We start from the raw sequence: 22,021 nt of genomic DNA, 5'->3' as shown, positions 1-22,021 counted from the left end.
GGCCCTCGTCGACACCACGAGCCCCGAGACGGCCGACCCGGACGAGGCGGTGGCGTACTTCGGCACCACCACGCAACCTGCTCGCCGCCGAGGAGCGGGCCGCCGTCCGTCACCACGTGCTGCTCCCCGAGCGAGGGCGCCCGCATCGCACCGACCACTTTCGACGAATGGCTCGCGCAGCAACACTGAAGCTCGCGCAGCAACAGTGAAGAAGGAGCGGGCCGCCCTGCCGTCGGCGGGGACTTGCGCTCCGGCGCGGCCGCGCTCGTCCGGCGATGGGAGGATCACCGTGCCACCGCGCTGTTCGAGGGGGATCCGAGGTGCCGTCCGCCGAGCTTGAACACACGTTCCACATCGCCGCGCCGCCGGAGGAGGTCTTCGCGCACCTGGCCGAACCGTCGCACTACATCGGCCTGTCACCACTCCTCGTCGCCGTCCGCGACGTGCGGCGCAGCGGCGGGACCGTCCACTACACGGCCGTGGAGCGCTTCCGGTTCCTGGGCGTCCTGCGGCACGACAACATGATCGACGTCACGCTCGTCGCCCTCCCGGACGGTCTTCCCCGCTCCGCCGAGATCTCCGGCGAGGTCCGCAGCCCCGGCCGGGTCCGGATGAGCTACCGCTTCGCCATCGACCACCACGAGGTCGGCAGCGTCGTCACCGACACCCTGCATCTGCGGACGCCCCCGGGCCTGCTGCGCTTCGCCGCCTCCCAGGCGGGAGCGGTCCAGCAGGCCCGGGCCCGGGTGCTGACGGCCCGCCTGGCACGGCCGGCCTGACGGCCTCCCGGCCCGCCGCCCCGGTGGGCTCCGTACAGGTGGATCCGGCGGCAAGGGCAGGACACGTTTTGCGAACCGCTTCCGGTCGCCGGCCTCGCAGGTCGTACGTGACGGGCTCGGCCGTCGGCAACGCAGGCAACGGGCACGGCCGTCGCCAACGCATGCATCCGTCACGGGTGACAATCCAGTGAGCAAGCGCTTAGATAGCGACGGACGTGTACCGCGTAAAGCTGGAGGCTCCGTTGCTGTTCGCATCCGTCGACGAGGTCTCCGCGCGCCTCGCCGAGACCGGGTATCTGGCGTCGCCCGCGGTGGCCACGACGGTCTTCCTCGCCGACCGGCTCGGCAAGCCGCTGCTGGTGGAGGGTCCCGCCGGGGTCGGCAAGACCGAACTCGCCAAGGCCGTCGCACAGGTCGCCGGGGCACGGCTGGTGCGGTTGCAGTGCTACGAAGGCATCGACGAGTCACGGGCGTTGTATGAGTGGAACCACGCCAAACAGCTGCTGCGCATCAGCGCGGGCCGTGACGAAGCGTGGGACGAGACGCGCACGGACATTTTCAGCGAGGAGTTCCTGCTGGCGCGTCCGCTGCTGACCGCCATCCGCGGGGACGAACCGAAGGTGCTGCTGATCGACGAGACGGACAAGGCGGACGTCGAGGTGGAGGGCCTGCTCCTGGAGGTGCTCAGCGATTTCCAGGTCACCGTCCCCGAACTGGGCACGATCACTGCGGCCAGGCGCCCCTTCGTGGTCCTCACCTCGAACGCGAGCCGCGAGCTGTCGGAGGCGCTGCGCCGCCGCTGCCTCTTCCTGCACATCGGCTTTCCGGACGCGGAGCTGGAGCATCGCATCGTCCGGCTCAAGGTTCCGGGCATCGACGAGGCGCTGGCCGAGTCCCTGGTGCGGGTGGTCAGGGCGCTGCGGGAGATGGACCTGCGCAAGGTTCCCTCGGTCGCCGAGACGATCGACTGGGCGCGCACCCTGCTCGCCCTCGGCGCCGGCGCGCTCGAGGAGACCGTCGTGCGCGACACCCTCGGCGTGGTCCTCAAGCATCAGGAGGACGTCCTGAAGGCGGCCTCGAAGCTCGACCTGGATGCCGTGTGAACGCCTCCGCACCGGCGACCGGTGTCGCCGAGCGGCTGACGGGGCTGGTCGGCGCACTGCGTTCGCACGGCATGGGGATCGGCACGGGCGAGACCCTGGATGCCGCGCGGGTGGTGGAAGTACTGGGCCTCGCGGACCGCGCGTTGCTGCGTGAGGGGCTGGCGGCCACGCTGCTGCACACCGAGGGCCAGCGGCGGGTGTTCGATGCCGTCTTCGACGTGTACTTCCCGGCTCGCGTTGGGTTCGGGGTCCACGCCACCGAAGCTCCCGCGGACCGGGACGAACTGCGGAACCGGCTCGCGGAGGCACTGGCCGCCGACGATCGAGGAATGATGGCGCAGTTGGCGGTTGAGGCGGTGGACGGCTTCGGCGGGTACGGATCATCGCCGGAGTCGGACGGCTGGTCGTCGTACCAGACGCTCGAGCGGCTCCGCCCGCAGACGCTGCTGGCGCGTGTCCGCGACGGCATCCGGGCTCAGGAAGCCGGGGCGGGGTTCACCGACCGGCTGCTCGAGGACGAGATCCGCAGGCGCATCCAAGTCTTCCGTGAACAGGTGGCCGCAGAGGCGCGGCGCCGTGTCGCCGAGCGGCGCGGCCGGGATGAGATCGCGCGTCGGGCCGTGGCCACCACGGCGGACCGAGTCGATTTCCTGTCCGCCGGACGGGACCAACTCGCCGAGTTGCGCAGGGTCGTTCAGCCGCTCGCCCGCAAACTGGCCACCCGGCTCGCCGCGCGCCGCAGGCGCGCGGCCCGCGGCGCCATCGATCTGCGCCGCACCCTGCGCGGGTCGCTGTCGACGGGCGGTGTGCCGATACGGCCCGTGCTGCGTCGGCGTCGTCCCGTCCGGCCCGAGCTGGTGCTGCTGTGCGATGTCTCGGGTTCGGTGTCGGGGTTCTCGGACTTCACGATGCTGCTGGTGCAAGCGCTGCATGACCAGTTCAGCAAGGTGCGGGTCTTCGCCTTCGTCAATCAGATCGACGAGGTGACCAGGATGCTGGTGCACGGCGCGGCCGATCCCGGCGCTCTGGGCACGCGGATCCGCTCGGAAGCGGCGCTGACAGGCTGGCACGGCAGCAGCGACTACGGAGTCGCATTCGGCGAGTTCACCGAGCGGTACGGCGACGCCGTGGGCTCGCGCACCACTGTGTTCGTCCTGGGCGATGCCCGTACCAATATGGCTGATCCGAATCTGCCGGCTGTACGGCACATCGCCGAACGAGCCCGGCGCGTCTACTGGCTGAACCCCGAGTCGCGCTCCCAGTGGGGCACGGGTGACTCGGCGGCACCGGCCTACGCCGAGGTCATCGAGATGTACGAATGCCGCAACGCGAGGCAGCTCAGCGCACTCGTCGCCCGGCTGCTGCCGGTCTGACCGGGCGTCAGCCCGGGTGGGGAGGAATGGCCTAGCGCCGGCCTAGCTCATGTCTATGTCAATACTCCGGACCTAGCCGGCAGAGCGCCGGACGGCCACGCAGGCGGACCGGCGGTCGACGGTACGACGGTGAGCGTGGGGACCGGCCGCCGGCCGCGGCCGGAACCGCGTCAGGTGCCACCGGGTGGCATGCTGGGGAAGCAGATCATCCGGGAAGTGGGGAGAGTACGGCGGCGTGAAGGCAGCGGGACGGCCGGTCGCAGCACGGTTGCGGGATCGCATCACCGCGTCGGATCCCGGGCTGCTCAGACTCGCCGCCGGGTCACGGACGGCGGGTGCGATCGCTCTGACCCTGGCCGTGCTCGCCGTGCTGCGCGCCCCCCTGCCGCATCTGGTGGCCGGCGCGATCGCGGCCATGGTGGCCACCTTCGCCATCCGTGAGAAGCAGCGCGGCCGACAGGCGATCACGCTCGCCCTGGGGCTTCCGGTGGCCCTGGTGTCGGTGTCCCTGGGGGCGCTGCTGAATGCGCGCGTCGTGGCCGGGGACGTGTTCTTCGTCCTCCTGATCTTCTGCGCGGTCTACGGCCGCCGGTTCGGCGACCGGGGCACCGCGCTGGGGCTGATCGGCTTCCAGACGTATTTCCTGTCGTTGTTCGTGGGCGCCACGGTCTCGGCGCTGCCGCGGCTGTACGGCGTCATCACCCTCGCGTTCGCGTGCAGTGCCTTCGTACGGTTCGTGGTCGTGTACGAGACGCCCGCGGGCATCCTGCAACGACTGCGCGAGGCCTTCCGCGTGCGTCTCGCCCAGCTCGTGTCGGCGCAGCTGGAGCTGTTGGACGCGGGTCCCGACGACGTGGACAAGGCTCTGGAGGCGGTTCGAGAGGGCACCGCTCGGCTGCACGAGACGGCCATGATGATCCAGGGCCGGCTGGACGACGGGACATCCGACGAAGCCGTGGCGCAGGTGCTGCAGCGCCGGATCGCGGACGCCGAGATCGCCGCCGAGCGGCTCGGGCTGCTGCTCCTGAACGCCCGCAGTGCCGAGCGGGCGGACACGCTCACCCTGCACCTGCCCGGCGCGCACCTGCCCTCGGGCGGCCATCTGCCGGTGCGGGACGAGGCGATCGACACGCTCCGCCGCGAACTACAGGCGCTCCGCCTGCTCCTGCTGCGCTCCGTCGGGCAGCGCGGCGGCACGGGAGTGGCCCATCTGCGCAACCGGCTGCTCGGCTACCGGGACGAGGAGAACCTGCCGTCGGCGCCGAGAGCGGTGCAGGACGTCTTCCGGGGCATCGGCGAAGCCGCGCGGGCGGTGCTGGGGCTCAGGGTCGCGCTGGAGGAAGCGCAGGACGAGTCCGACGACACGCCCGCGACGACGCGCTCGAGGGAGGAGCTGGACGCCGAGAACGCCGCCATCGAGGGCGCCCTGGAGAGCGAACGCGAGACACAGCAGGAGCCGAGGGGACTGCGGCGGCCCACCACGCGTGCCGCAGTGCAGGTTTCCGTGGGCTCGGCCCTGGCCATCGTCGGTGGCGAGTTCCTCTCCAGCCATCGCTGGTACTGGGCGGTGCTGACCTGCTGGATCGTCTTCATGAACACCTCGTCGACGGGCGAGGTCCTGGTCAAGGGCTACCGTCGGCTGGTGGGCACCGTCCTCGGCGTCGTGGCCGGCATCGTCCTGGCGGGGCTGGTGGGGCACCACACGTGGACGGCGCTGGGGCTGGTGCTGCTGTGCGTCTTCGCGATGTTCTACACGGCCCCGCTGTCGTACACGCTGATGTCGTTCTTCGTGACCGCGGCGCTGGGTCTGCTGTACACGCTGCTGCACACCTACAGCCTGTCGGTGCTGGTACTGCGCGTGGAGGAGACGGCGCTCGGCGCAGCCTGCGGGATCGTCGCGGCGGCCATGGTGCTTCCGGTGGCCACGGACCGCCGCACGAACGAGCTGCTCGCCACTGTGCTGGAGCGGCTCGCCGACGTCACCGACGCCGCCGTCGACCAGCTCAGCGGCAGTCCCGGGGCAGGTCTGCTCGACAAGGCGCGCGGCCTGGACGAGGCGCTGGGCGACCTGCGGGCGGCCACGCAGCCGCTGACGCACCCGATCACACCTCTGCGGGCGCGGCGGAACACGGCCCGGTACGTCGTCGCGGTCCTGGAGACATGCGCCTACCACGCGCGCTCCCTGGCCGCGACCGCCGAGCTCCTGGCCACACATCCCTCGATCGCGGCAGATCCGCGGCTGCGCCGGGCGTGCGACCGCATCACGGACAACATCGCGGCGATCAGCGCGCACGTGGCGGACCAGCACGCCACCGACGAGGTCGAGACCGGGCCGAGCATCGCCTCCCTGCTGGAGTCCGACACGGCCGGCACACCGCGGTACGGGCGGATCACCGACCGGGTGCTGCGGCATCTGCAGCGCCTGGACGAGGCGGTGGTCGGCCTGGCCCGTCCGCTGAGTGTGCCGGTGGCCGCCCGAAAGCCGTGACGGGCGGCGCCCTTCTGGACGGCGCCCCGGTGGTGCGGCGGCTTCCGACACCGGTACCCATCGCGACAGGCGTCCGGCCGTCGCATCACCCTCGGCTGTTCACCGGCAGCCGTTGCGCACGGCTGCGGACGACGGCCCCGCCAGGCGTACTGTCACTCCGCCGGCCGCCCGCCCGAGGCGCGTCCCGGGGTGTAGCCGAAGGCGCGGCGGAACACGTCGATGAACGCGCTCGCTGATGACCAGCCGCACCGGTGCGCCACGACCGTGACGGGCGTGTTCTCGGCGAGCAGGACCAAGGCGTGGGAGAGCCGCACCTGTGTGCGCCACTGGGGGAACGTCATACCCAGGTCGGCCTTGAACAGGCGGGACAACGTCCGGTCGCTCGCACCGACCTGCCGGCCCAGGGCCGCCAGGGTGCGGTCGTCGGCAGGATCGGCGAGCAGGATCCCGCACAGCGCCTTGAGTTGCGGCGCCGTGGGCGTGGGCACATGCAGCGGCTGCTGGGGCGAGGCCCGCAACTGGTCCAGCAGGACGGCGATCAGCCGCCCGCGTTCGGGGCTGTCGTCGTCCGGGTCCCGGGTGCAGGCGAGGATCAACTCCCGCAGCAGCGGCCTGACGCTCAGCACGGTCGGCTCGTCCAGACCGAGCGGGTTGGTGTGCGCGGGCAGACCGACCAGGTGCAGTTCGAGAGCTCCGTGGGCCTGGTGGGAGTGGACGGTACCGGCCGGGACCCAGATGGCGCGGGTGGCCGGGGCGACCCACGAGCCCGCGTCGGTGGTGACGGCGACCACGCCCCGGCCCGCGTACACGATCTGATGGTCGTCGTGCCGGTGGGCGTCGATGCCGGTGCCTGGAGCCAGCCACCGCGTGTCCGTCGGCGCCACCGGGACGTGGCGGATTTCCCTCATCCCTCGGCAGATTATCGGAAGTGCGACAGCTCGTCGACGGACGACCATGGCGCCATGCCAAGGAACAAGTCGCTCGTCCTGCTCTCGGTCGGACATGCCTGTGTGGACGTGTACCAGGGCGCCGTCGCGTCCCTCATCCCGTTCTTCGTCGCCGAGCGCTCCTACACCTACGCCGCGGCTTCGGGCATCGTGCTCGCCACAAGCCTGCTGTCCTCCGTCGCCCAGCCCGTCTTCGGTGCGCTCACCGACCGGCGCTCCATACCCTGGTTACTTCCGGTCAGCACGGTCCTCGCCGGACTCGGTGTCGCCCTGAGCGGCATCGGCGGCTCGTACACGCTCACGTCGATGTCCATGGCGTTGTCCGGGATCGGGGTCGCCGCCTACCACCCGGAGTCGGCCCGTCTCGCTCGGCTGGCCGCCAAGGGGAGCCACACTTCCATGGGCTGGTTCTCCCTCGGCGGCAACATCGGCTTCGCCTTCGCCCCCCTCCTGGTCACCGTCGTGATCGCCACCGGCGGACTGCGCTGGTCACCCATGCTGATCGTGCCCGCCCTGGTCGGCAGCGGGCTGACGCTGCCGGTGCTGCGCGCCGTGGAGAAGGCGCCGCGCACGGGTTCCCGCACGGCGGCCACGGCGGGGCGGGACCATTGGCCCTCGTTCGTGCGGCTTTCGCTCGCGGTGGTCTGCCGGTCGATCACCTTCGTCGCCATGAGCACCTTCGTCGCCTTCCAGGTCCGGCAGCAGACGGGATGGGGGACGGCGGCGGGGACGGCCGCGCTGTTCGTCCTCTACCTCGGCGGCGCGGTCGGCACGGTCCTCGGGAGCAAACTGGCCCATCGCTGGGACCGGGTCAGGGTGGTGAGCACGTCCTACCTGACCACGGTGGCCGCAGTCGCCGGTGTCGTGTTCGTCCCCGGCCCGGCCGTCTATCTGTTCGTGGCCCTGACCTCCGTCGGCCTGTACGTACCGTTCTCGCTTCAGGTCACCCTCGCCCAGGACTATCTGCCTACGCGTGTCGGTACGGCCAGCGGCATCACGCTCGGTCTCATGGTCAGTGTCGGCGGCCTCACCAGCCCGGTTATCGGCGGCATCGCCGACGCCACCTCCCTGCGGACGGCGCTGGCCCCCCTGATCCTGATGCCCGCCCTGAGCTGGCTGCTGTTTCGCACGCTGCCCGAACCGCAGGTGGACAAGCGCCTGCTGGGAGACCCCAGCGGGGACGCCACCGAGCCCAGCCGCGTCTGACCCGCCCGGGTCCTTCGCGGGCGGCCCGGGCGCGCTACCGGTCAGTCGCCGACGCCCGACTCGTCGAGTACTTCCCGTGCGGCTTCCAGCGCGGTGGCTCGGTCGTCGGGGACCAGCCCGATGCGGGTGCGACGGTCGAGGAGGTCGGCCGCGTCGAGTGCCCCTTCGTGGCGTACGGCCCACAGCAGTTCCGCGCGGGTCACCGGGTGCCCTTCCAGGATGGGCCGTGCGAGCCGGGGGTCGGCCGTGGCCAGCGCGTGGACGGCCGGCGCCTCGGTGCCGTAGCGGTTGATCAGGCGTCGCGGCGCGCGGAGGGCGCCGAGCGCCCGGGGCGGTGCGGCACCGACCAGCGGGAGGGCGCTGGTCGGGGAGGCACCGGCGGACAGGCCGTGTGCGGCGACAGCGGCGTCGACCGCGTCCTCGGCCATGCGCCGATATGTGGTCAGTTTGCCGCCCACCACGGTGACCACTCCCTCCGGCGAGGTGAGCACGGCGTGTCTGCGGGAGATGTCGGCGGTGCTCGGCGCCGCGCCCGGGTCCCCGCCCGGGGTGCTGTCCAGCAGCGGCCGCAGTCCCGCGAACGCGCCCACCACGTCGTCGCGGTGGACGGGGACGTCCAGTGCGGAACCGAGGACGTCGAGCAGGAATCCGATGTCGGTCTCCGGCACGTCGGGCACGTCCGGTACGTCGCCTTCCACGGGTTCGTCGGTGAGTCCGACGTAGACCCGGCCGTCGCCCTGCGGCAGGACGAGGACGAAGCGGTTGGTCTCCCCGGGGATCGGGATGTGCAGGCCGGCCGGCAGAAAGCCCAGGTGGTCCGCGCGCAGGACGAGGTGGGTGCCGCGCGAGGGCCGTATGCGGACCCCGTTCACCAGGCCGCCCGCCCACACGCCGGAGGCGTTGATCACCGCGCGGGCGCGGATCTCGCCTTCCTCACCGGTGAGTTCGTCCCGTATGCGGGCACCGGACGCGGTCAGTTCCAGCGCCCGCACCCGGGTGAGGATCCGTGCGCCCCGCGCCGCCGCCGTACGCGCGATCGCGGTGACCAGGCGGGCGTCGTCGGTCACCCGGCCGTCCCAGGACAGCAGGCCGCCGCGGAGCCCGGAGCCGCGCAGTGCGGGAGCCAGGTGACGGGTTTCCGCGGCGGAGAGCCTGCGCGGTGCAGGCAGCGTGGCCCGCGCCGTGCGTGCCGCCAGACGCAGCGTGTCGCCGGCGCGGAACCCGGCCCAGGCCAGCGCCGCCTGGCCCCGGGAGACCAGCGGGGTCAGGGGCAGCACGAACGGCTGCGCCCGCACCAGGTGCGGAGCCGTGCGCTCCATCAGGAGGCCGCGTTCGAGGGCGCTCTCGTGAGCGACGTCGAGCTGGCCGGAGGCGAGGTAACGCAGTCCGCCGTGGATGAGCTTGGAGCTCCAGCGGGAGGTACCGAAGGCCAGGTCGTGGGCGTCGACGGCGGCGACCGTCAGTCCGCGGGCGGCGGCGTCCAGGGCGGCCCCGGCGCCGGTCGCCCCGAGGCCGACCACCAGGACGTCCACGGGCGCGCCGCCGGCGGTCTCAGCCAGTTCGCGCAGGCGACGGCCCGCGGTCAGGGACGAACCGGCAACCGGTCGTTGCGAGGAGGCCGGACTGCTGCTGGAGCTCATGGTGTGAGGGTCCTCTCGAGGATGGTCCGCAGTTCTGCGGAGAAGGCCTCCGTGCTCAGCTCGGCGTCGTCCTCCTCGGCCATGGTGCGCAGCGACAGGGTGAAGGACTGGGCGACCAGGAGCAGGGACCTCGCCTGCCGTTCGGGGTGGCCGGGGCGTACCGACCCGTCCGCGTGCCCTTCGCGCAGGGCGTCGGCGAGCAGTTCCAGGAGGGCTTCCTGGCTCGCCCCGCGCCGGTCCAGCACGTAGGGGATGAGCAGCTCGGGATCGACGTCGACGATCTTGCGGAAGAGGGGGTGGCTCCGGAAGGCGTCCACGCCGTTGACGAGGCCGTCCACGATCCGCGTGCGCGTGGTCGTCCCCGGCCTCGGGTCGGGCATCGCGCCGGTGGCCGCCTGGATCCACTCCCGGGTCATCAAGTCGCCCACCAGCGACCGCACATCGGGCCAGCGGCGGTACAGCGTCATCCGCGAGACGCCCGCACGGCGGGCCACGTCGGTCAGGGTGGTGCGCCGCACGCCGACGGCCAGGACGCAATCGCGGACCGCGTCGAGCACTGCATCGCCGTCCGAGGCGTTGTGACGAATAGGCGTCATGTGTCACAGTGTAACGCCCTCGGCGGTGCTGGGGCGGGACTCCTCCCCTACCGCACTGCCGCGATCGACGACTGACTCGCGACGACGCCGTCGCGACGACCGGTGAGGACAAGCGCCATGGACATGCTGTGGAGCGGCTGGGGTGATCCGGCCAGGGCGACACCGCTGCCCGATTCGGTGATCGGGCTGCTGCGCGACCTGCTCGGGGTGAAACCGCGCAGCGCGGAGCCGATCGCCCTGGAAGAGATCGCCGTACCCGAGCCGCTCCTCGACCCGGCCGCGCGCCGGGCCCTGCTCACCGCCGTCGGCGGGGAAGAGCATCTGCGCACCGACGCCGAGTCCCGCGTCCGGCACACCCGCGGCAAGTCCACGCCGGATCTGCTGCGCATCCGGGACGGCGACGTGAGCGACCTCCCGGCGGCCGTGGTCCTCCCGGCGAGCCACGACGAGGTGCTCGCGGTGCTGACGGCTTGCGCCACGCACGACCTGGCCCTGGTCCCCTTCGGCGGCGGCACCTCCGTCGTCGGCGGACTCGCCCCCGAGCCGCGGCGCCCCTTCGTCGCGCTGGACCTGCGCCGCATGAACGCCCTGCTCGACCTCGACCCGGTCTCCCGCACGGCCACCCTGCAATCCGGCCTGCGCGCCCCGCACGCCGAAGCCCTCCTGGCCGAACACGGCTTCACGCTCGGCCACTTCCCGCAGTCCTACGAGTGGGCGACGATCGGCGGATTCGCCGCGGCCCGCTCCAGCGGTCAGGCCTCCGCCGGGTACGGCCGCTTCGACGACATGGTCCTCGGCCTCACCCTCGCCACCCCGTCCGGCACCCTCGACGCGGGCCGTGCCCCGCGCTCAGCGGCCGGGCCCGACCTGCGTCAGCTCGTCCTCGGTTCCGAGGGCGCGTTCGGCGTCATCACCTCGGTGACCGTCCGGGTCCGTCCCCTCCCCCAGACCCGCGTCCACGAAGGATGGCGCTTCGAGTCCTTCGAAGCGGGCGCAGCCGCCCTGCGGCGCCTCGCCCAGGACGGACCGCGGCCGACCGTGCTGCGCCTGTCGGACGAGACGGAGTCGCTGATCGGCCTCGCCCAGCCCGACGCCATCGGCACCTCGGGCCTTCCGCAGAACGCCGGATGTCTGGCCATCACCGGCTACGAGGGCACGGAGGAGGACACCGCCCACCGCCGGGAGCGGGCCGCGGCCGTGCTGCGCGACGCCGGCGGCACCTGTCTGGGCCGGGAGCCGGGAGAGCGCTGGGCCCACGGCCGCTACTCGGCTCCCTACCTGCGGGACGCGCTGCTGGACGCCGGGGCGTTCGCCGAGACGCTGGAGACGGCCGCCTTCTGGTCCCGCCTTCCCGGACTGTACGCCGCCGTCCGCGAAGCGCTCGCCGGCACGCTCACCCAGTCCGGCACGCCGCCGCTGGTGATGTGCCACATCTCCCACGTCTATGAGAACGGTGCTTCGCTGTACTTCACCGTGGTCTCCGCTCAGGGCGAGGACGCCCTTGCGCACTGGGCCCACGCGAAGCGCGCCGCCAACGAGGCGATCCTGGCGGCCGGAGGGACCATCAGCCACCACCACGGGGTGGGCACCGACCACCGCGAGTGGTACGTCCGGGAGGCCGGTCCGCTCGGCATCGGCGCCCTCCAGGCCGTCAAACGCCGACTGGACCCGGCAGGTCTGCTCAATCCCGGCGTCCTCCTGCCCGCCGACTGACCCACCCCGGCCCACCCCCCATCCCGTCGACAAGCCGTCAGCCGCCTCTGGAGGCACACCGATGCGACAGTTCACCGCCATCGTCAACCCCACCGCCGGCGGATCCACCGGGGTCGCGGTGCTGCTCCACGTGGCCCGGCTGCTGAGGGAGGCCGGGGCCGCGCTGGAGACCGAGTACAGCCGCAGCCTGGCCCACGCCTGTGAGCTCGCCCGCCAGGCCGGGCGGCGAAACCGCGTGGTCCTGGCGGTCGGCGGCGACGGCGTCGTCGGCGGCATCGGTGGGGCCCTCAGCGGCACCGACACACTCTTCGGCCTGGTCCCGGCCGGCCGGGGCAATGACTTCGCCCGCGCGCTCGGCCTGCCCACCGACCCGGAAGCACTGGCCCGGGTACTCCTGCACAGCGCTCCCCGGTCAGTGGACACCATCGAAGTGGAGTCCGCCCATGGCCGCAGTGTCGTCCTCGGCAGCGTGTACGCGGGGGTGGACGCCCTCGCCAACCGTCACGCCAACCGCTCCACACTCCTGAAGGGCGCCGCCTCCTACTATGCGGGCGGACTGAGAGCCGTCGCCACCTGGCGCCCGGCCGCCTACCGGGTCACCGTCGACGGCGAGCCACTCGCGCACCGCGGCTACACCGTCGTCGCCGCCAACTCCCCCTACTACGGCTCCGGCCGCATCATCGCCCCCGGCGCCCGCATCGACGACGGACTGCTCGAAGTGGTGATGATCCGCGAAGCACCGCGCCGGCTCTTCTTCACCCTGATGAACGAGCTCAAGTCCGGTGCCCACGTCCACCGGCCCCAAGTGCGGATCGCCCAGGGAAGAGAGGTTCGCATCGAGGCCGACCGGGAAGTGCCCTACGGCGCCGACGGCGAGGTCGACGCCGTCCTTCCCGTCACGGCCCGGGTGCTGCCCGGAGCACTCGCCGTGCTCTGCTAGGGATCCCGACCCGGCCTGCGTGCGGCCCGCTTCCTCCCGGCTTCGAAACCGCCCCGGCCGCCGGATAATGGCGCGCAGGGGGGAACAACACGGTCGTGGGATGAAGCGCGGTCGTGGGGCGAAGAAGGAAAGTGCGTGAGGGGTGGGGTGGTGTGCCATGTCCGTCCCTTCCGTACCCGAGCCGGTGGTGTCGATGGGCGGGCTGCTGCCGGCCGTCGCCCGTGCCGCGCAGATCATGGGGCACGACGACGACGTGCGGATCCTGCCCGAGGAGGTCGCGGCTCTGGGTGGGGTCCCGCAAGCCAGGATGTGGGAGTTCGCCGCCGGCAGGACCTGCGCCCGGCGCGCCATGCGAGCTCTGGGGTTGCCGGCAGCCCCGGTCCTGATCGGGGCGCATCGGGAACCGGTGTGGCCTCGGGGAATCGTCGGCAGCATCACGCACTGTCCTGGCTACTGCGCGGCGGCGGTGGCGCTGGAGCGGGACCTGGCGGCGGTGGGCATCGATGCCGAGCCTCACAAGGCGCTGCCGGCGGGTGTCCTGGAAGCGATCAGCGCCCCTGCGGAACGGACGGCTGTCGAAGACCTGCCCTCAGGGCCCTTCTGCTGGGACCGGGTCCTTTTCAGTGCCAAGGAGAGCATCTACAAGGCGTGGTTCACGCTGACCCATGCGTGGCTCGACTACACCGATGTGTTCGTCACCGTGCACTCTTCCGATGGGAGCTTTCACGGGCGTCTGGTCGAACGCGCGGCCGCCGACGAGAGGGTGCCGACCGGTCTCGACGGGTGTTTCGTGGTGGGCGCCGGCCTTGTGCTGACGGCCGTCACCGCGCGCGGGTCAGGCCGCTCCGGTCGAGGGTGGGAGACCGGTGACGGCCGGAACGGCACCGCCCCCTGACCGCCTCGGGGGCACGTCGGTTCCGTCAGGTGCCGAGAGCTCCGCGTACGGCGCCTACGACAGGGTGCCCGGCGACCGGGCCGACGATGCCGGCCTGGTTTCAGGGACATCGGTACCAAGCTGCGCATCGCTGGTCACGACATCGTCGCCCAAGACGGCGTCGCCGTAGAGATCCCGGATCCAGTTGGTTTGGTAGACGGTGTCGAGATAGCGCTCCCCCAGGTCCGGCGCGATGGCCACCGCGGTGAGGGCCTGCGTGTCACATCGGGCCAGCCAGTCGACCGCCCCGCTGACCACGGTGCCCGTGGAGCCCCCGAAGAGGAAACCGTGCCTGGCCAGGCTGTGACAGGCCCGGATGGTGTCGGCCTCTTCGACTTCTATCGCCTCGTCCACGTACGACGCGTCCAGCAGCGGCGGTTGCATGCTCATCCCCAGGCCGGGAAGCATCCGGCGTCCCGGCGCTCCGCCGAAGGTCACCGAACCGACGGTGTCGACCGCGACGATCCGCACGGGGCGGTGCCAGCGCCGGAACCAGCGGGCACAGCCCATGAGCGTTCCGGTGGTGCCCGCTCCGACGAACAGCACGTCAAGGCCCGGGAAGGAGCGCGCGATCGCCGGGGCCGTCCGGTGATAGTGCGCCTTCCAGTTGTTCGCGTTGGTGTACTGGCTCAGCCACACGTATCTCCCGCTGCGAGCGCATTGCCCGCGGATGTAGTCGAGGCGAGCACCGAGGAAACCGCCGTGCGGGCTGGGCTCGGTGACGACGTGGACATGGGCGCCGAGTGCCTCCATCAACAACCGGGTCGACAGGTTGCAGCGCGAGTCCGTCACACACAGGAACCGGTAGCCCTTGCTGGCCGCGATCACGCTCATGGCCACGCCCATGTTGCCCGAAGAGGACTCGAGCAGAACCGAGTCGGGTGTGATGACCCCTGCCCGTTCCGCGGCCTCCACCATCTCCCTGGCGGGCTTCAGCTTGATGGAGCCGGCGAAGTTGAACCCCTCGCACTTCAGGAACAGCGGCTGCCCGCAGATCGACCGCAGGTCGACGTAGAGGTCCTCCTCGTTGAAGCTGTACGGATCGGATATGACTGGCACGATGGCCTCCGTGGATCGAAGGGCGGCTCGGTGCGCGGTGCCGCGGGCCGCTCATCCGTAGCGGTTCAGCTCGTGGAAGAAGTCGTCGATGACGTTGAGTCCTCCGGACTCGGCGACCTGGTCGTAGACGTACTTGCCGACGGCCAGATCGAGCACTCCCAGGCCGAAGGGTGAGAAGATCACAGGGCGGTCCGGCGGTGGTGTGACCCGCCCGGACATGACGTCCTCCAACGTCCCGTCGAGGAACTGCCGGTTCCCGGTGAGCTGTTCGGTCAGGTGCGGTGAGGTGTCGGCTCGCAGGCAATGCTCCACGTCGTCGACGATGTTGGCCGAGGCGAGCAGTACCTCGGGGGCCAGGTCGCGCAGCGATATGTGCAGCACCACCGGATCGTGCGCGAACCACGCCGGGTCGTGGACGTGGGGACGCGCGGCGACCGTCGCGAAGACCACCAGGTCGCTGAGGCGGATGACCTGCTCGGCACTGTCGTGCACGGTGACGGGCCCCGCGGCCCCCGACTGCTCCAGACAGCAGCGGAAGGCCCTCGCATTGTCCGGCGACAGATCGAACACGCCGATGTTCTCGAACGACCAGCCGGTGCCGGCCAGAAACGTGTGGATGTAGCGGGCGATCACACCCGCTCCGACGAAGCCGAGGTGGGTCGGGCGCGGCCGTTTCCGGCTGAGCCAGTCGGCTGCGAGCGCGGCCGACGCCGCTGTCCGGGACGCGCTGATGATCGAGCTTTCCAGACACGCGAACGGGTAACCGGTGTCATGGTCGTTGAGGATGAGCACCGCCGATGCCCGCGGGATGCCGCCCTCGACGTTCTGGGGAAAGCTGGAAATCCACTTGAGGCCGTCCACCCGTGTCCGACCACCGAGCGACGCGGGCAGCGCGATGATCCGGGAGGACGGACGGTCGTGGAAACGCAGGAAGGAGGACGGCGGGTTCACCGAGTCCCCTGCGGCGTGCAGCCGGTACGCGGCCTGCACCAGCTCCACGATGTGCTCTTCGCACCCCTGCAGGGCGCGCTGCACCTGTGCGCCGGAGATGACGGCGAAGGGAGGCACCCGTGGCGTCCCGGACGGGGTGAGCCGGGCGGCGGGCGAGCAGGTGGTGGTCATCGCGTCATCACCTCCACGGTCGGCGAGCAGTCGGGCAGGCGCACTGCGTCGGCCAAGGCGACCATGACGTCGCGCGGTCCTTCGTAGGCTTCTCGGCTGTGCGCGGTGCGCAGGTTGTCGACGAGCAGCAGGTCGCCGTCCTGCCACGGTTCGCGTACGGTGTGGTCCTGGTAGACCTCGTTGATGAGGTCGACGGTGTCCCGTGAGATGGCGTCGCCGTTGCCGTAACGGGTGTTGAACGGCAACCCGTCCGACCCGTAGAGATCCACCAGGTATTCGCGTATCTCCGGATCCAGCGTCCATTCGCTGAGAAACGCTATCTGGTTGAACCAGCAGCGCCGCCCGGTGAGCGGGTGACGGATCACGGCGCTGCGGCGTTGCCTGGTGCGCAGGCCGCCGTCGGGTTGCCAGTCGAACTCGATGGCGGCGGCGCGGCAGTAGTCTTCGACGGCTGTGCGGTCGGCTGTTCCGAACGCCTCGGTCCAGGAGGCGCCGATGTCGTCGTTGTAGTTCCGGGCGAGCAACCAGCCCTCGTGCTCGAACCGATCGACGAGTGCCTCGGGCAGGGCGGCGAGTACGGTCGGCGAGTCGGCGAGGGCGGTCGCACCGCCACGGCTGGGCGAGACCAGGCAGGCGAACTGCATCAGGCCCGGGAACCGCAGCGCGTAGCTGAGCTCGTGGTGCATGCACATCGTCCGGTTGGGCGGCCACGTCGACGACGAGTACACGCCGGTGCCGTAGCTGCGCCGTGCGGCGAACGCCTCCGTCTCGACCATCAGCCCGGTGGCCAGCCGGGTGAAGACCGACGCGGTTCCGGCGACGTCGTGCAGCCCCAGACCGCGCACCATGACGGCACCGTGCTCGGTGACCAGGCTGCGCAGCAGGTCCCGGTGTTCGGCCGCCCAACGGTCGGGATCGTCGGTCGGGCCGGTGGTCAGGATCGGTACGGAGCCGAGCCGAAGGTCCGGATCGACCGGTCGTGTGGTGAATGAGGACGACATCTCTCACTGCCTCCAGCGGTTCACGAAACGGTCGGGGACGACGCGGCTCGGGACGACGCGGCTCGGGCGTCGAGCAGGCGGGCCAGGTCGGCGAGCACCGGATGGTGGGTGAGGTCTTTCAGGGACACCGTGCGGTCGAGCCGGATGGCGAGTTGGAGCGCTGTGAGCGAGGTGCCGCCGCCGTCGTCGAAGAAGTGGGTGTGCCGACCGATCCGGTGCTGCGGGATGCCGAGCACCGTGGCCCAGGCGGCGGCCAGGCGCTCCTCGGTCGGTGTGCGCGGTGGTTCGCCGGTGCCCGACGCCGCTGCGGCGCAGGTGTCGTGAGGTCCGGTGTGGTCGAGTTCCCCGGCGAGCGATGCCAGGGCCTTGCGGTCGACCTTGCCGTTGCCGGTCAGCGGGAGGTGATCGCGCCAGTGGAAGGACGAGGGGACCATGTAGACGGGCAGGTGCCTGCTCAGGTGCTGTCGCACGGTGTTGTCGGCAGGCGGGTGCTCACCGCAGCAGAAGGCCACGAGGCTCCCGCCCCGATCGTTCCGGGTGACCGCGACCGCGCCGGCGCGCACGCCGGGCACCTTCAGCAGGGCGTTCTCGACCTCCTCGATCTCGACGCGGAATCCGCGGACCTTCACCTGGCTGTCCCGGCGGCCGAGGAACTCCAGCTTGCCGTCGGGCAGCCAGCGGCCGTAGTCGCCGCTTCGGTAGAGCCGGCCGCCGGTGCGGTAGGGATCGGTCGTGAAGGACTGGCGCGTCCGCTCCGGATCGTTGACGTAGCCGCGGCCGACGCAGACTCCGGCGAAGACGATCTCGCCGGGTGCGCCGAGCGGCACCAGTGACAGGTTGTCGTCGACGACGCGGACCCGCACGTTGTTCACTGGACGGCCGAGCGGGATCCGGTCGGTGTCCGGCGCCTGGTCCATGACTTCGTGGTTGGTGTCGTCCGACGTCTCGGTGAGCCCGTAGGCGTTGACGAGCCTGATCGCCGACTGGGCGCGGAACCAGCGCTCCACGAGGTCCTTCTTCAGGGCCTCGCCGGTGACCGACACGCACCGCAGGTCCGGCAGCTCGCGCGGGCACTTCTCCAGCGAGGACAGCACGGCGTCGAGGTAGGAGGGCACGGCCTGCAGAACGCTGACGCGGCCCTCGGCGATCGTGTCGAGGTATCGCGGGACGTCCTCGATCACCTCTTGGGGAACCAGCAGTGTCCGACCGCCGGCCACGAGCGCCGCCAACAGCTGCCACAGGGAGATGTCGAAGCACTGAGGCGCCGTCTGGGCGACGACCTGGCCCTCGCCGATGCCCAGGTCGTCGATCTTGGCGTGGATGTGGTTGAGCATCCCGGCGTGTTCGCACATCGCGCCTTTGGGCTCGCCGGTGGAGCCGGAGGTGAAGAAGATGTAGGCGAGCTGGTCCAGGCGCACGTCCAGGTCCAGGTCACCGGCCGTGTCCGTCGCGCCGTAGGCCGACTCGACCAGCAGGGTCCGCACCCCCGGCAGTGCGTCCACGGCTCGCAAGAGGGTGGTGGTGCTGCCGGGCTCGGTCAGCACCAGCCGGCACCCGGCACGCGAGAGCATGGTCGCGATGCGGTCGGCGGGGAAGTGCGGCTCGACGGGCAGGTAGACACACCCGGCCTTGAAGACCCCGAGGACGGCCGCCGCCCAGTCCATGGTGCGTTCCGTCACCACCGCGACGACGTCCTCACGCCCCGCCCCCATCCCGAGAAGGGCCCGAGCCACGTAGTTGGCACGCTCGTTGAGTTCGGTGTACGTCCACTGCCGGTTACCGTGCACGATGGATACGCGGTTCGGGTGGTCCCGTACACGCTGCTCGATCAGGGAGTGGACACACCGCTGCGGAAGCGTGCGCCGCGGCCCGGCGAGTCCGTCGAGCTGGAGGCGGACCTCCTCGGCGGACAGCAGGCTCTGCTGCCCGGGCGGGGCGGCGGGATCGGCGGCCATCAAGGTCAGGGCGGTCAGGTGGTAGCCCACGATACGCGCGGCGCACGGGGCGTCCAGTGCATCGCGTCGGTACCGCAGCCGCAGGGTGGGTCCGCTGTCGCTCCACGTGGACATGACCTGCCATACGGTGCCGGCGGGGAGCTCGCGGGGCGCAGCAGCCGTGGTGGCATCGGCCTTGCGGTCGGCCGGGAACGCGGCGAAGGAGGCTTCGCTCAGGGGACCGGGCAGCTGCAACTCGCGCTGGAGGTCCTCGACCGGGGCCTGCTTGTGCGCCAGCAGGTCCGTTTCGGCACGTCGGGCTTCCCGTGCCAGTGCCCTCCAGTGGGGGTGATCGGTCGTCAGCCTGCACGGCAGCGGCCGGGCGTCCGGCTCGGCGATGTAGCCGGTCGTGAGGTCGCGCTCGCCGGACAGGGCGGCCAGTACCTTGGCATGCGCCGCCAGCAGGACCGAGCTGAGCGGCACGGCCATGTCGTCGGCCAACCGGCGCGCTGCGGCCATGACGTCCGGGGGGATCGGCACCTCGTGCTGTGCCACGCCCGGCACCGGGGTGAGCGTCCAGCGTGGAACGGTGGTGAACCCGCCGAGGGTCAGGACGGACCGCCAGAACTCCTCGTCCCCGGGCTGGAGAACAGGGGCGTCGGTTGCGAGGGTCATCGGCTGCTCCTTCCCACGTCGTCGTGGCCCCGCTCCAGCTCGCGGGCCGGATTCCCGCCCCACCGGGAGTTCTGCGGGATCACCTCTCCCTTCATGAGGAAGGAATCCGCGGCGAGCACCGCCCCGTCGCCCAGCGTCACGCCGTAGTGGACCAGGGCACCGACACCGATCGTGCAGCCGCGACCCAGCGTGGTGCTCTCGGACTTGAACGTGCCGTCCTCCTGCGAGTGGCACTGGATGACGCTTCCCGCGTTTAGGACGCACGCGTCACCGATGCTCACCATCGGCCGCTCGGTCACGTAGCAGCCGTCGTCGAACACCCGGCGCCCGATCCGCACGCCCAGGAGCCGCCAGATCACGTTCTTGAACGGAGTGCCGTCGAACAAGCGCAGATACGTCTCGGACGGCACCTTCCAGTACCGCTCACGCCACCAGAACCGTGAATCGTAGATCGAGCAGTACAGGACACCTGGACGGCGCGCCGCGGTGACGAGACGCTCGACCAGCACGAAGTACACCGCGGTGAAGACGACAACGAGTACGTCGGCGCATGCGATGGCAGGGGCGCCCAGCCGGGCATAGGTGTCGGCCGCCCCGGCGGCGAGCAGGGCGGCGCACGTGAGGTAGATCCACCGCGAGAGCAGGAACCAACCCATGGTGGCCGCGTTGTGCTTGTTCTTCGCCGCAAGGCCGCGGCGCAGCTCTTCTCCGCTCCTGAACCGGTCGAACCGGCTGTCGCGCAGGACCGTCCTGGGGATCTCGAAACTGGGTGAGCCCAGCAGCCCCACACCTTCCCGGATTCGTCCGTCGACGGGCACCATGACCTTCGTCGCCAGAAGGCAGTTGTCGCCGGTGCGGGCCCGCGCCGGATAGGCGATCCGGTTGCCCAGGAAGCTGTGCGCCCCGATCGACGCCCGGGACACCTGGAAAGCGGTGCTGGAGAAGTCGGCATTCACGATCGACAGGCCGTCGGCGACCATCGTTCCGCTGCCGACGGAACTCATGAAGGGCGTCTCGTGCCTGACTTCCGTGCCGAAGTTCGACCCCGTCTGCTCGATGTGGGAGAAGTCGTAGCCGATGGCGCGCAGGTAGTGCACGATGCAGGAACTGTCACCGAACAGACGGGTCAGGTTTCGCCTGTTGGTGAGCCGCGAAACGGCTCGGTGGACGGAGTGGCGCCATCCGTACAGCGGGTAGTCCCGGCCCGGTACGACGGCTCGACGGAGCACACGCGGAAGAGCGCTGACGAGCAACAGGCCGAGGATCACGCCGCCGAGGACGAGCACGGCGGCGACCACCGCCACATCACGGTAGAAGGTGCCGTTGGTCAGGACCGCCGGGCCCGGCTCGATGACCATGTGGAGTTGTGGAACCGCGATGAGCAACATGATGGTGCCACCGAGCGCGAGCGGCACGTACACAAGGAAGGCGGTCGCCAGTTGCCGTGCGCTGTGCAGGGCTCTGCGCAGCGTGGCATGCGGCGTCTCGCCCACGACCTGGAAGTCGGCCTCGGTCCGCTGTGCCGGGGACCCGTGCCAGTGCTCGCCCTCCGGCACGGCCTGCCCGCTGTACAGCGAGGAGGCATGGCCGAGCTGGGCTCCGTCACCCAGCGCTGTCCGGATGTCGAGCACCGTGGCTTCACTGACCAGCACCGACTTCCCGATCGTGACCGGGCCCGGCTCGATCACGCCCGCTCGGGCGCGGTAGCAGAGGAAGAACGAGTCCTTGCGGACGACGGTGCCCTCGCCGATGGTGAGCAGGTCGGTGCAGACCGGCACGTGGCGGGAGAGGATCACGGCACCGCGGCCGATGTCGGCGCCCAGTGCCCGTAGATAGAACACGTACAGGGGCGAGCCGACGAACAACGTCAGCGGGTTCGTACGGATCAGTGTCCGCACGACCCAGAAGCGGACGTATCCCAGAGACCATATCCGGATCCGCTCCGGCTTCCACCGCCCGATGAGCGTCCACTTCACCAGGATCGGAAGGGCGCACAACCCCACGAAGACGGCACCGCCGAACAGCACCGACCGCACATACACATCGAGCAGGCCCGACCTGGCGGAGATCCACTCGTACCCCCAGACGGTGGCCATCGCCCCGAGGTAGGTGTAGCCGAGGAAGGCGAGGGCCTGAAGGATTCCGCACAGTACGTAGTCCGTCGTGCCGGCTGTGTCACCGAGCGGGGCGCCCGTGGTCTGCGTCTCCCGGGCCGGAGCCTGGGCGGTCGCGGGGGCTGTGGGCGTGGGCGCGGTGTCGGGCACCGCTGCCGCCAGACTTCGGATCGTGGGGTGCTGGTAGATCTCCTTCATCGACACCGAGGGCAGGTCCGCCCTCTTGCGCAGCCGCGCGCAGAAATGTGCCATCACCAGGGAATCGGCGCCCAGGTCGTCGAAGAAGTGACTGTCGGCCGGCACCTGCTCGATGCCCACGACCTCGGCCAGCACCTGTGCGAGAGCCTGCTCCATGTCCTCGGCGACGAGCGGTTCGGCCGGCTCTCCTCGTCGAGTT

Annotated in this window: 16 protein-coding genes; 8 read left to right on the top strand and 8 right to left on the bottom strand. The window is 70.9% G+C overall.

Annotation, left to right across the window (positions count from 1 at the left end):
* The first annotated feature begins 320 nt into the window (after nt 1-320).
* The 4 genes from SY2F82_RS16465 to SY2F82_RS16450 all read left to right on the top strand — a co-directional run bounded on the left by SY2F82_RS16465 (nt 321) and on the right by SY2F82_RS16450 (nt 5,743).
* Nucleotides 321-779, top strand: coding sequence for an SRPBCC family protein (locus SY2F82_RS16465; protein WP_200419824.1), 459 nt, complete (start codon nt 321-323; stop codon nt 777-779).
* A gap of 245 nt (nt 780-1,024) precedes the next feature.
* Entirely contained in the window at nt 1,025-1,882 is an 858-nt protein-coding gene (locus tag SY2F82_RS16460; RefSeq protein WP_200420037.1) for a MoxR family ATPase, read from the top strand.
* A 71-nt stretch (nt 1,883-1,953) separates the two neighbouring features.
* Nucleotides 1,954-3,255, top strand: a complete 1,302-nt coding sequence (locus SY2F82_RS16455) for a VWA domain-containing protein (protein WP_236041573.1) — start codon at nt 1,954-1,956, stop codon at nt 3,253-3,255.
* A gap of 235 nt (nt 3,256-3,490) precedes the next feature.
* Nucleotides 3,491-5,743 carry an FUSC family protein gene (locus tag SY2F82_RS16450; protein WP_200419822.1) on the top strand — a complete coding sequence of 751 codons (2,253 nt, stop codon included), beginning with the start codon at nt 3,491-3,493 and terminating at the stop codon, nt 5,741-5,743.
* Nucleotides 5,744-5,895: 152 nt separating this feature from the next.
* On the opposite strand, the gene SY2F82_RS16445 is transcribed toward SY2F82_RS16450, so the two are convergent.
* Entirely contained in the window at nt 5,896-6,651 is a 756-nt protein-coding gene (locus SY2F82_RS16445; protein WP_200419821.1) for a helix-turn-helix transcriptional regulator, read from the bottom strand.
* 54 nt (nt 6,652-6,705) lie between these two features.
* On the opposite strand from SY2F82_RS16445, the gene SY2F82_RS16440 reads away from it, so the two are divergent.
* A complete protein-coding gene (locus tag SY2F82_RS16440; protein ID WP_200419820.1) occupies nt 6,706-7,896 on the top strand; it encodes an MFS transporter in 1,191 nt (396 codons plus the stop codon).
* Between the two features lie 41 nt (nt 7,897-7,937).
* Here the strand turns inward: SY2F82_RS16440 and SY2F82_RS16435 are convergent, their stop codons facing one another.
* Together SY2F82_RS16435 and SY2F82_RS16430 are read right to left on the bottom strand one after the other, a co-directional pair.
* Complete coding sequence (locus SY2F82_RS16435) at nt 7,938-9,536, bottom strand: glycerol-3-phosphate dehydrogenase/oxidase (RefSeq protein WP_200419819.1); 1,599 nt, start codon at nt 9,534-9,536, stop codon at nt 7,938-7,940.
* On the bottom strand, nt 9,533-10,132 hold the full coding sequence (locus SY2F82_RS16430) for a TetR/AcrR family transcriptional regulator (protein ID WP_200419818.1): 600 nt from the start codon (nt 10,130-10,132) through the stop codon (nt 9,533-9,535). The genes SY2F82_RS16435 and SY2F82_RS16430 overlap by 4 nt, the downstream gene beginning before the upstream one ends.
* A 117-nt stretch (nt 10,133-10,249) precedes the next feature.
* On the opposite strand from SY2F82_RS16430, the gene SY2F82_RS16425 reads away from it, so the two are divergent.
* The 3 genes from SY2F82_RS16425 to SY2F82_RS16415 all read left to right on the top strand — a co-directional run bounded on the left by SY2F82_RS16425 (nt 10,250) and on the right by SY2F82_RS16415 (nt 13,680).
* Entirely contained in the window at nt 10,250-11,845 is a 1,596-nt protein-coding gene (locus SY2F82_RS16425) for an FAD-binding oxidoreductase (protein ID WP_200419817.1), read from the top strand.
* A 61-nt stretch (nt 11,846-11,906) separates the two neighbouring features.
* Nucleotides 11,907-12,785: a YegS/Rv2252/BmrU family lipid kinase gene (locus SY2F82_RS16420; RefSeq protein ID WP_200419816.1), complete on the top strand. Its 879-nt coding sequence runs from the start codon at nt 11,907-11,909 to the stop codon at nt 12,783-12,785.
* 157 nt (nt 12,786-12,942) lie between these two features.
* On the top strand, nt 12,943-13,680 hold the full coding sequence (locus SY2F82_RS16415; protein ID WP_200419815.1) for a 4'-phosphopantetheinyl transferase: 738 nt from the start codon (nt 12,943-12,945) through the stop codon (nt 13,678-13,680).
* A gap of 54 nt (nt 13,681-13,734) precedes the next feature.
* Here SY2F82_RS16415 and sbnA read toward each other — a convergent pair whose 3' ends face one another.
* From sbnA to SY2F82_RS16390, 5 genes are read right to left on the bottom strand one after another with little or no spacing between them, the layout of a single operon-like run.
* Nucleotides 13,735-14,778, bottom strand: a complete 1,044-nt coding sequence (gene sbnA, locus SY2F82_RS16410) for a 2,3-diaminopropionate biosynthesis protein SbnA (protein ID WP_200419814.1) — start codon at nt 14,776-14,778, stop codon at nt 13,735-13,737.
* A gap of 51 nt (nt 14,779-14,829) precedes the next feature.
* Complete coding sequence (gene sbnB, locus SY2F82_RS16405) at nt 14,830-15,900, bottom strand: 2,3-diaminopropionate biosynthesis protein SbnB (RefSeq protein ID WP_200419813.1); 1,071 nt, start codon at nt 15,898-15,900, stop codon at nt 14,830-14,832.
* The gene (locus SY2F82_RS16400) at nt 15,897-16,901 is read right to left on the bottom strand and encodes a TauD/TfdA family dioxygenase (RefSeq protein ID WP_200419812.1); all 1,005 of its coding nucleotides are present in this window, start codon (nt 16,899-16,901) and stop codon (nt 15,897-15,899) included. The genes sbnB and SY2F82_RS16400 overlap by 4 nt, the downstream gene beginning before the upstream one ends.
* Nucleotides 16,902-16,921: 20 nt before the next feature.
* Complete coding sequence (locus SY2F82_RS16395) at nt 16,922-19,510, bottom strand: amino acid adenylation domain-containing protein (RefSeq protein ID WP_200419811.1); 2,589 nt, start codon at nt 19,508-19,510, stop codon at nt 16,922-16,924.
* A complete protein-coding gene (locus SY2F82_RS16390; protein ID WP_236041508.1) occupies nt 19,507-21,978 on the bottom strand; it encodes a Pls/PosA family non-ribosomal peptide synthetase in 2,472 nt (823 codons plus the stop codon). The genes SY2F82_RS16395 and SY2F82_RS16390 overlap by 4 nt, the downstream gene beginning before the upstream one ends.
* Nucleotides 21,979-22,021 lie beyond the last annotated feature (43 nt).

The sequence above is a fragment of the Streptomyces sp. Y2F8-2 genome (assembly GCF_014905555.1).
GTDB lineage: Bacteria > Actinomycetota > Actinomycetes > Streptomycetales > Streptomycetaceae > Streptomyces > Streptomyces cynarae.
Note: the sequence above shows the minus strand (reverse complement) of the source record. Positions and strands in the feature narration are given on the sequence as shown.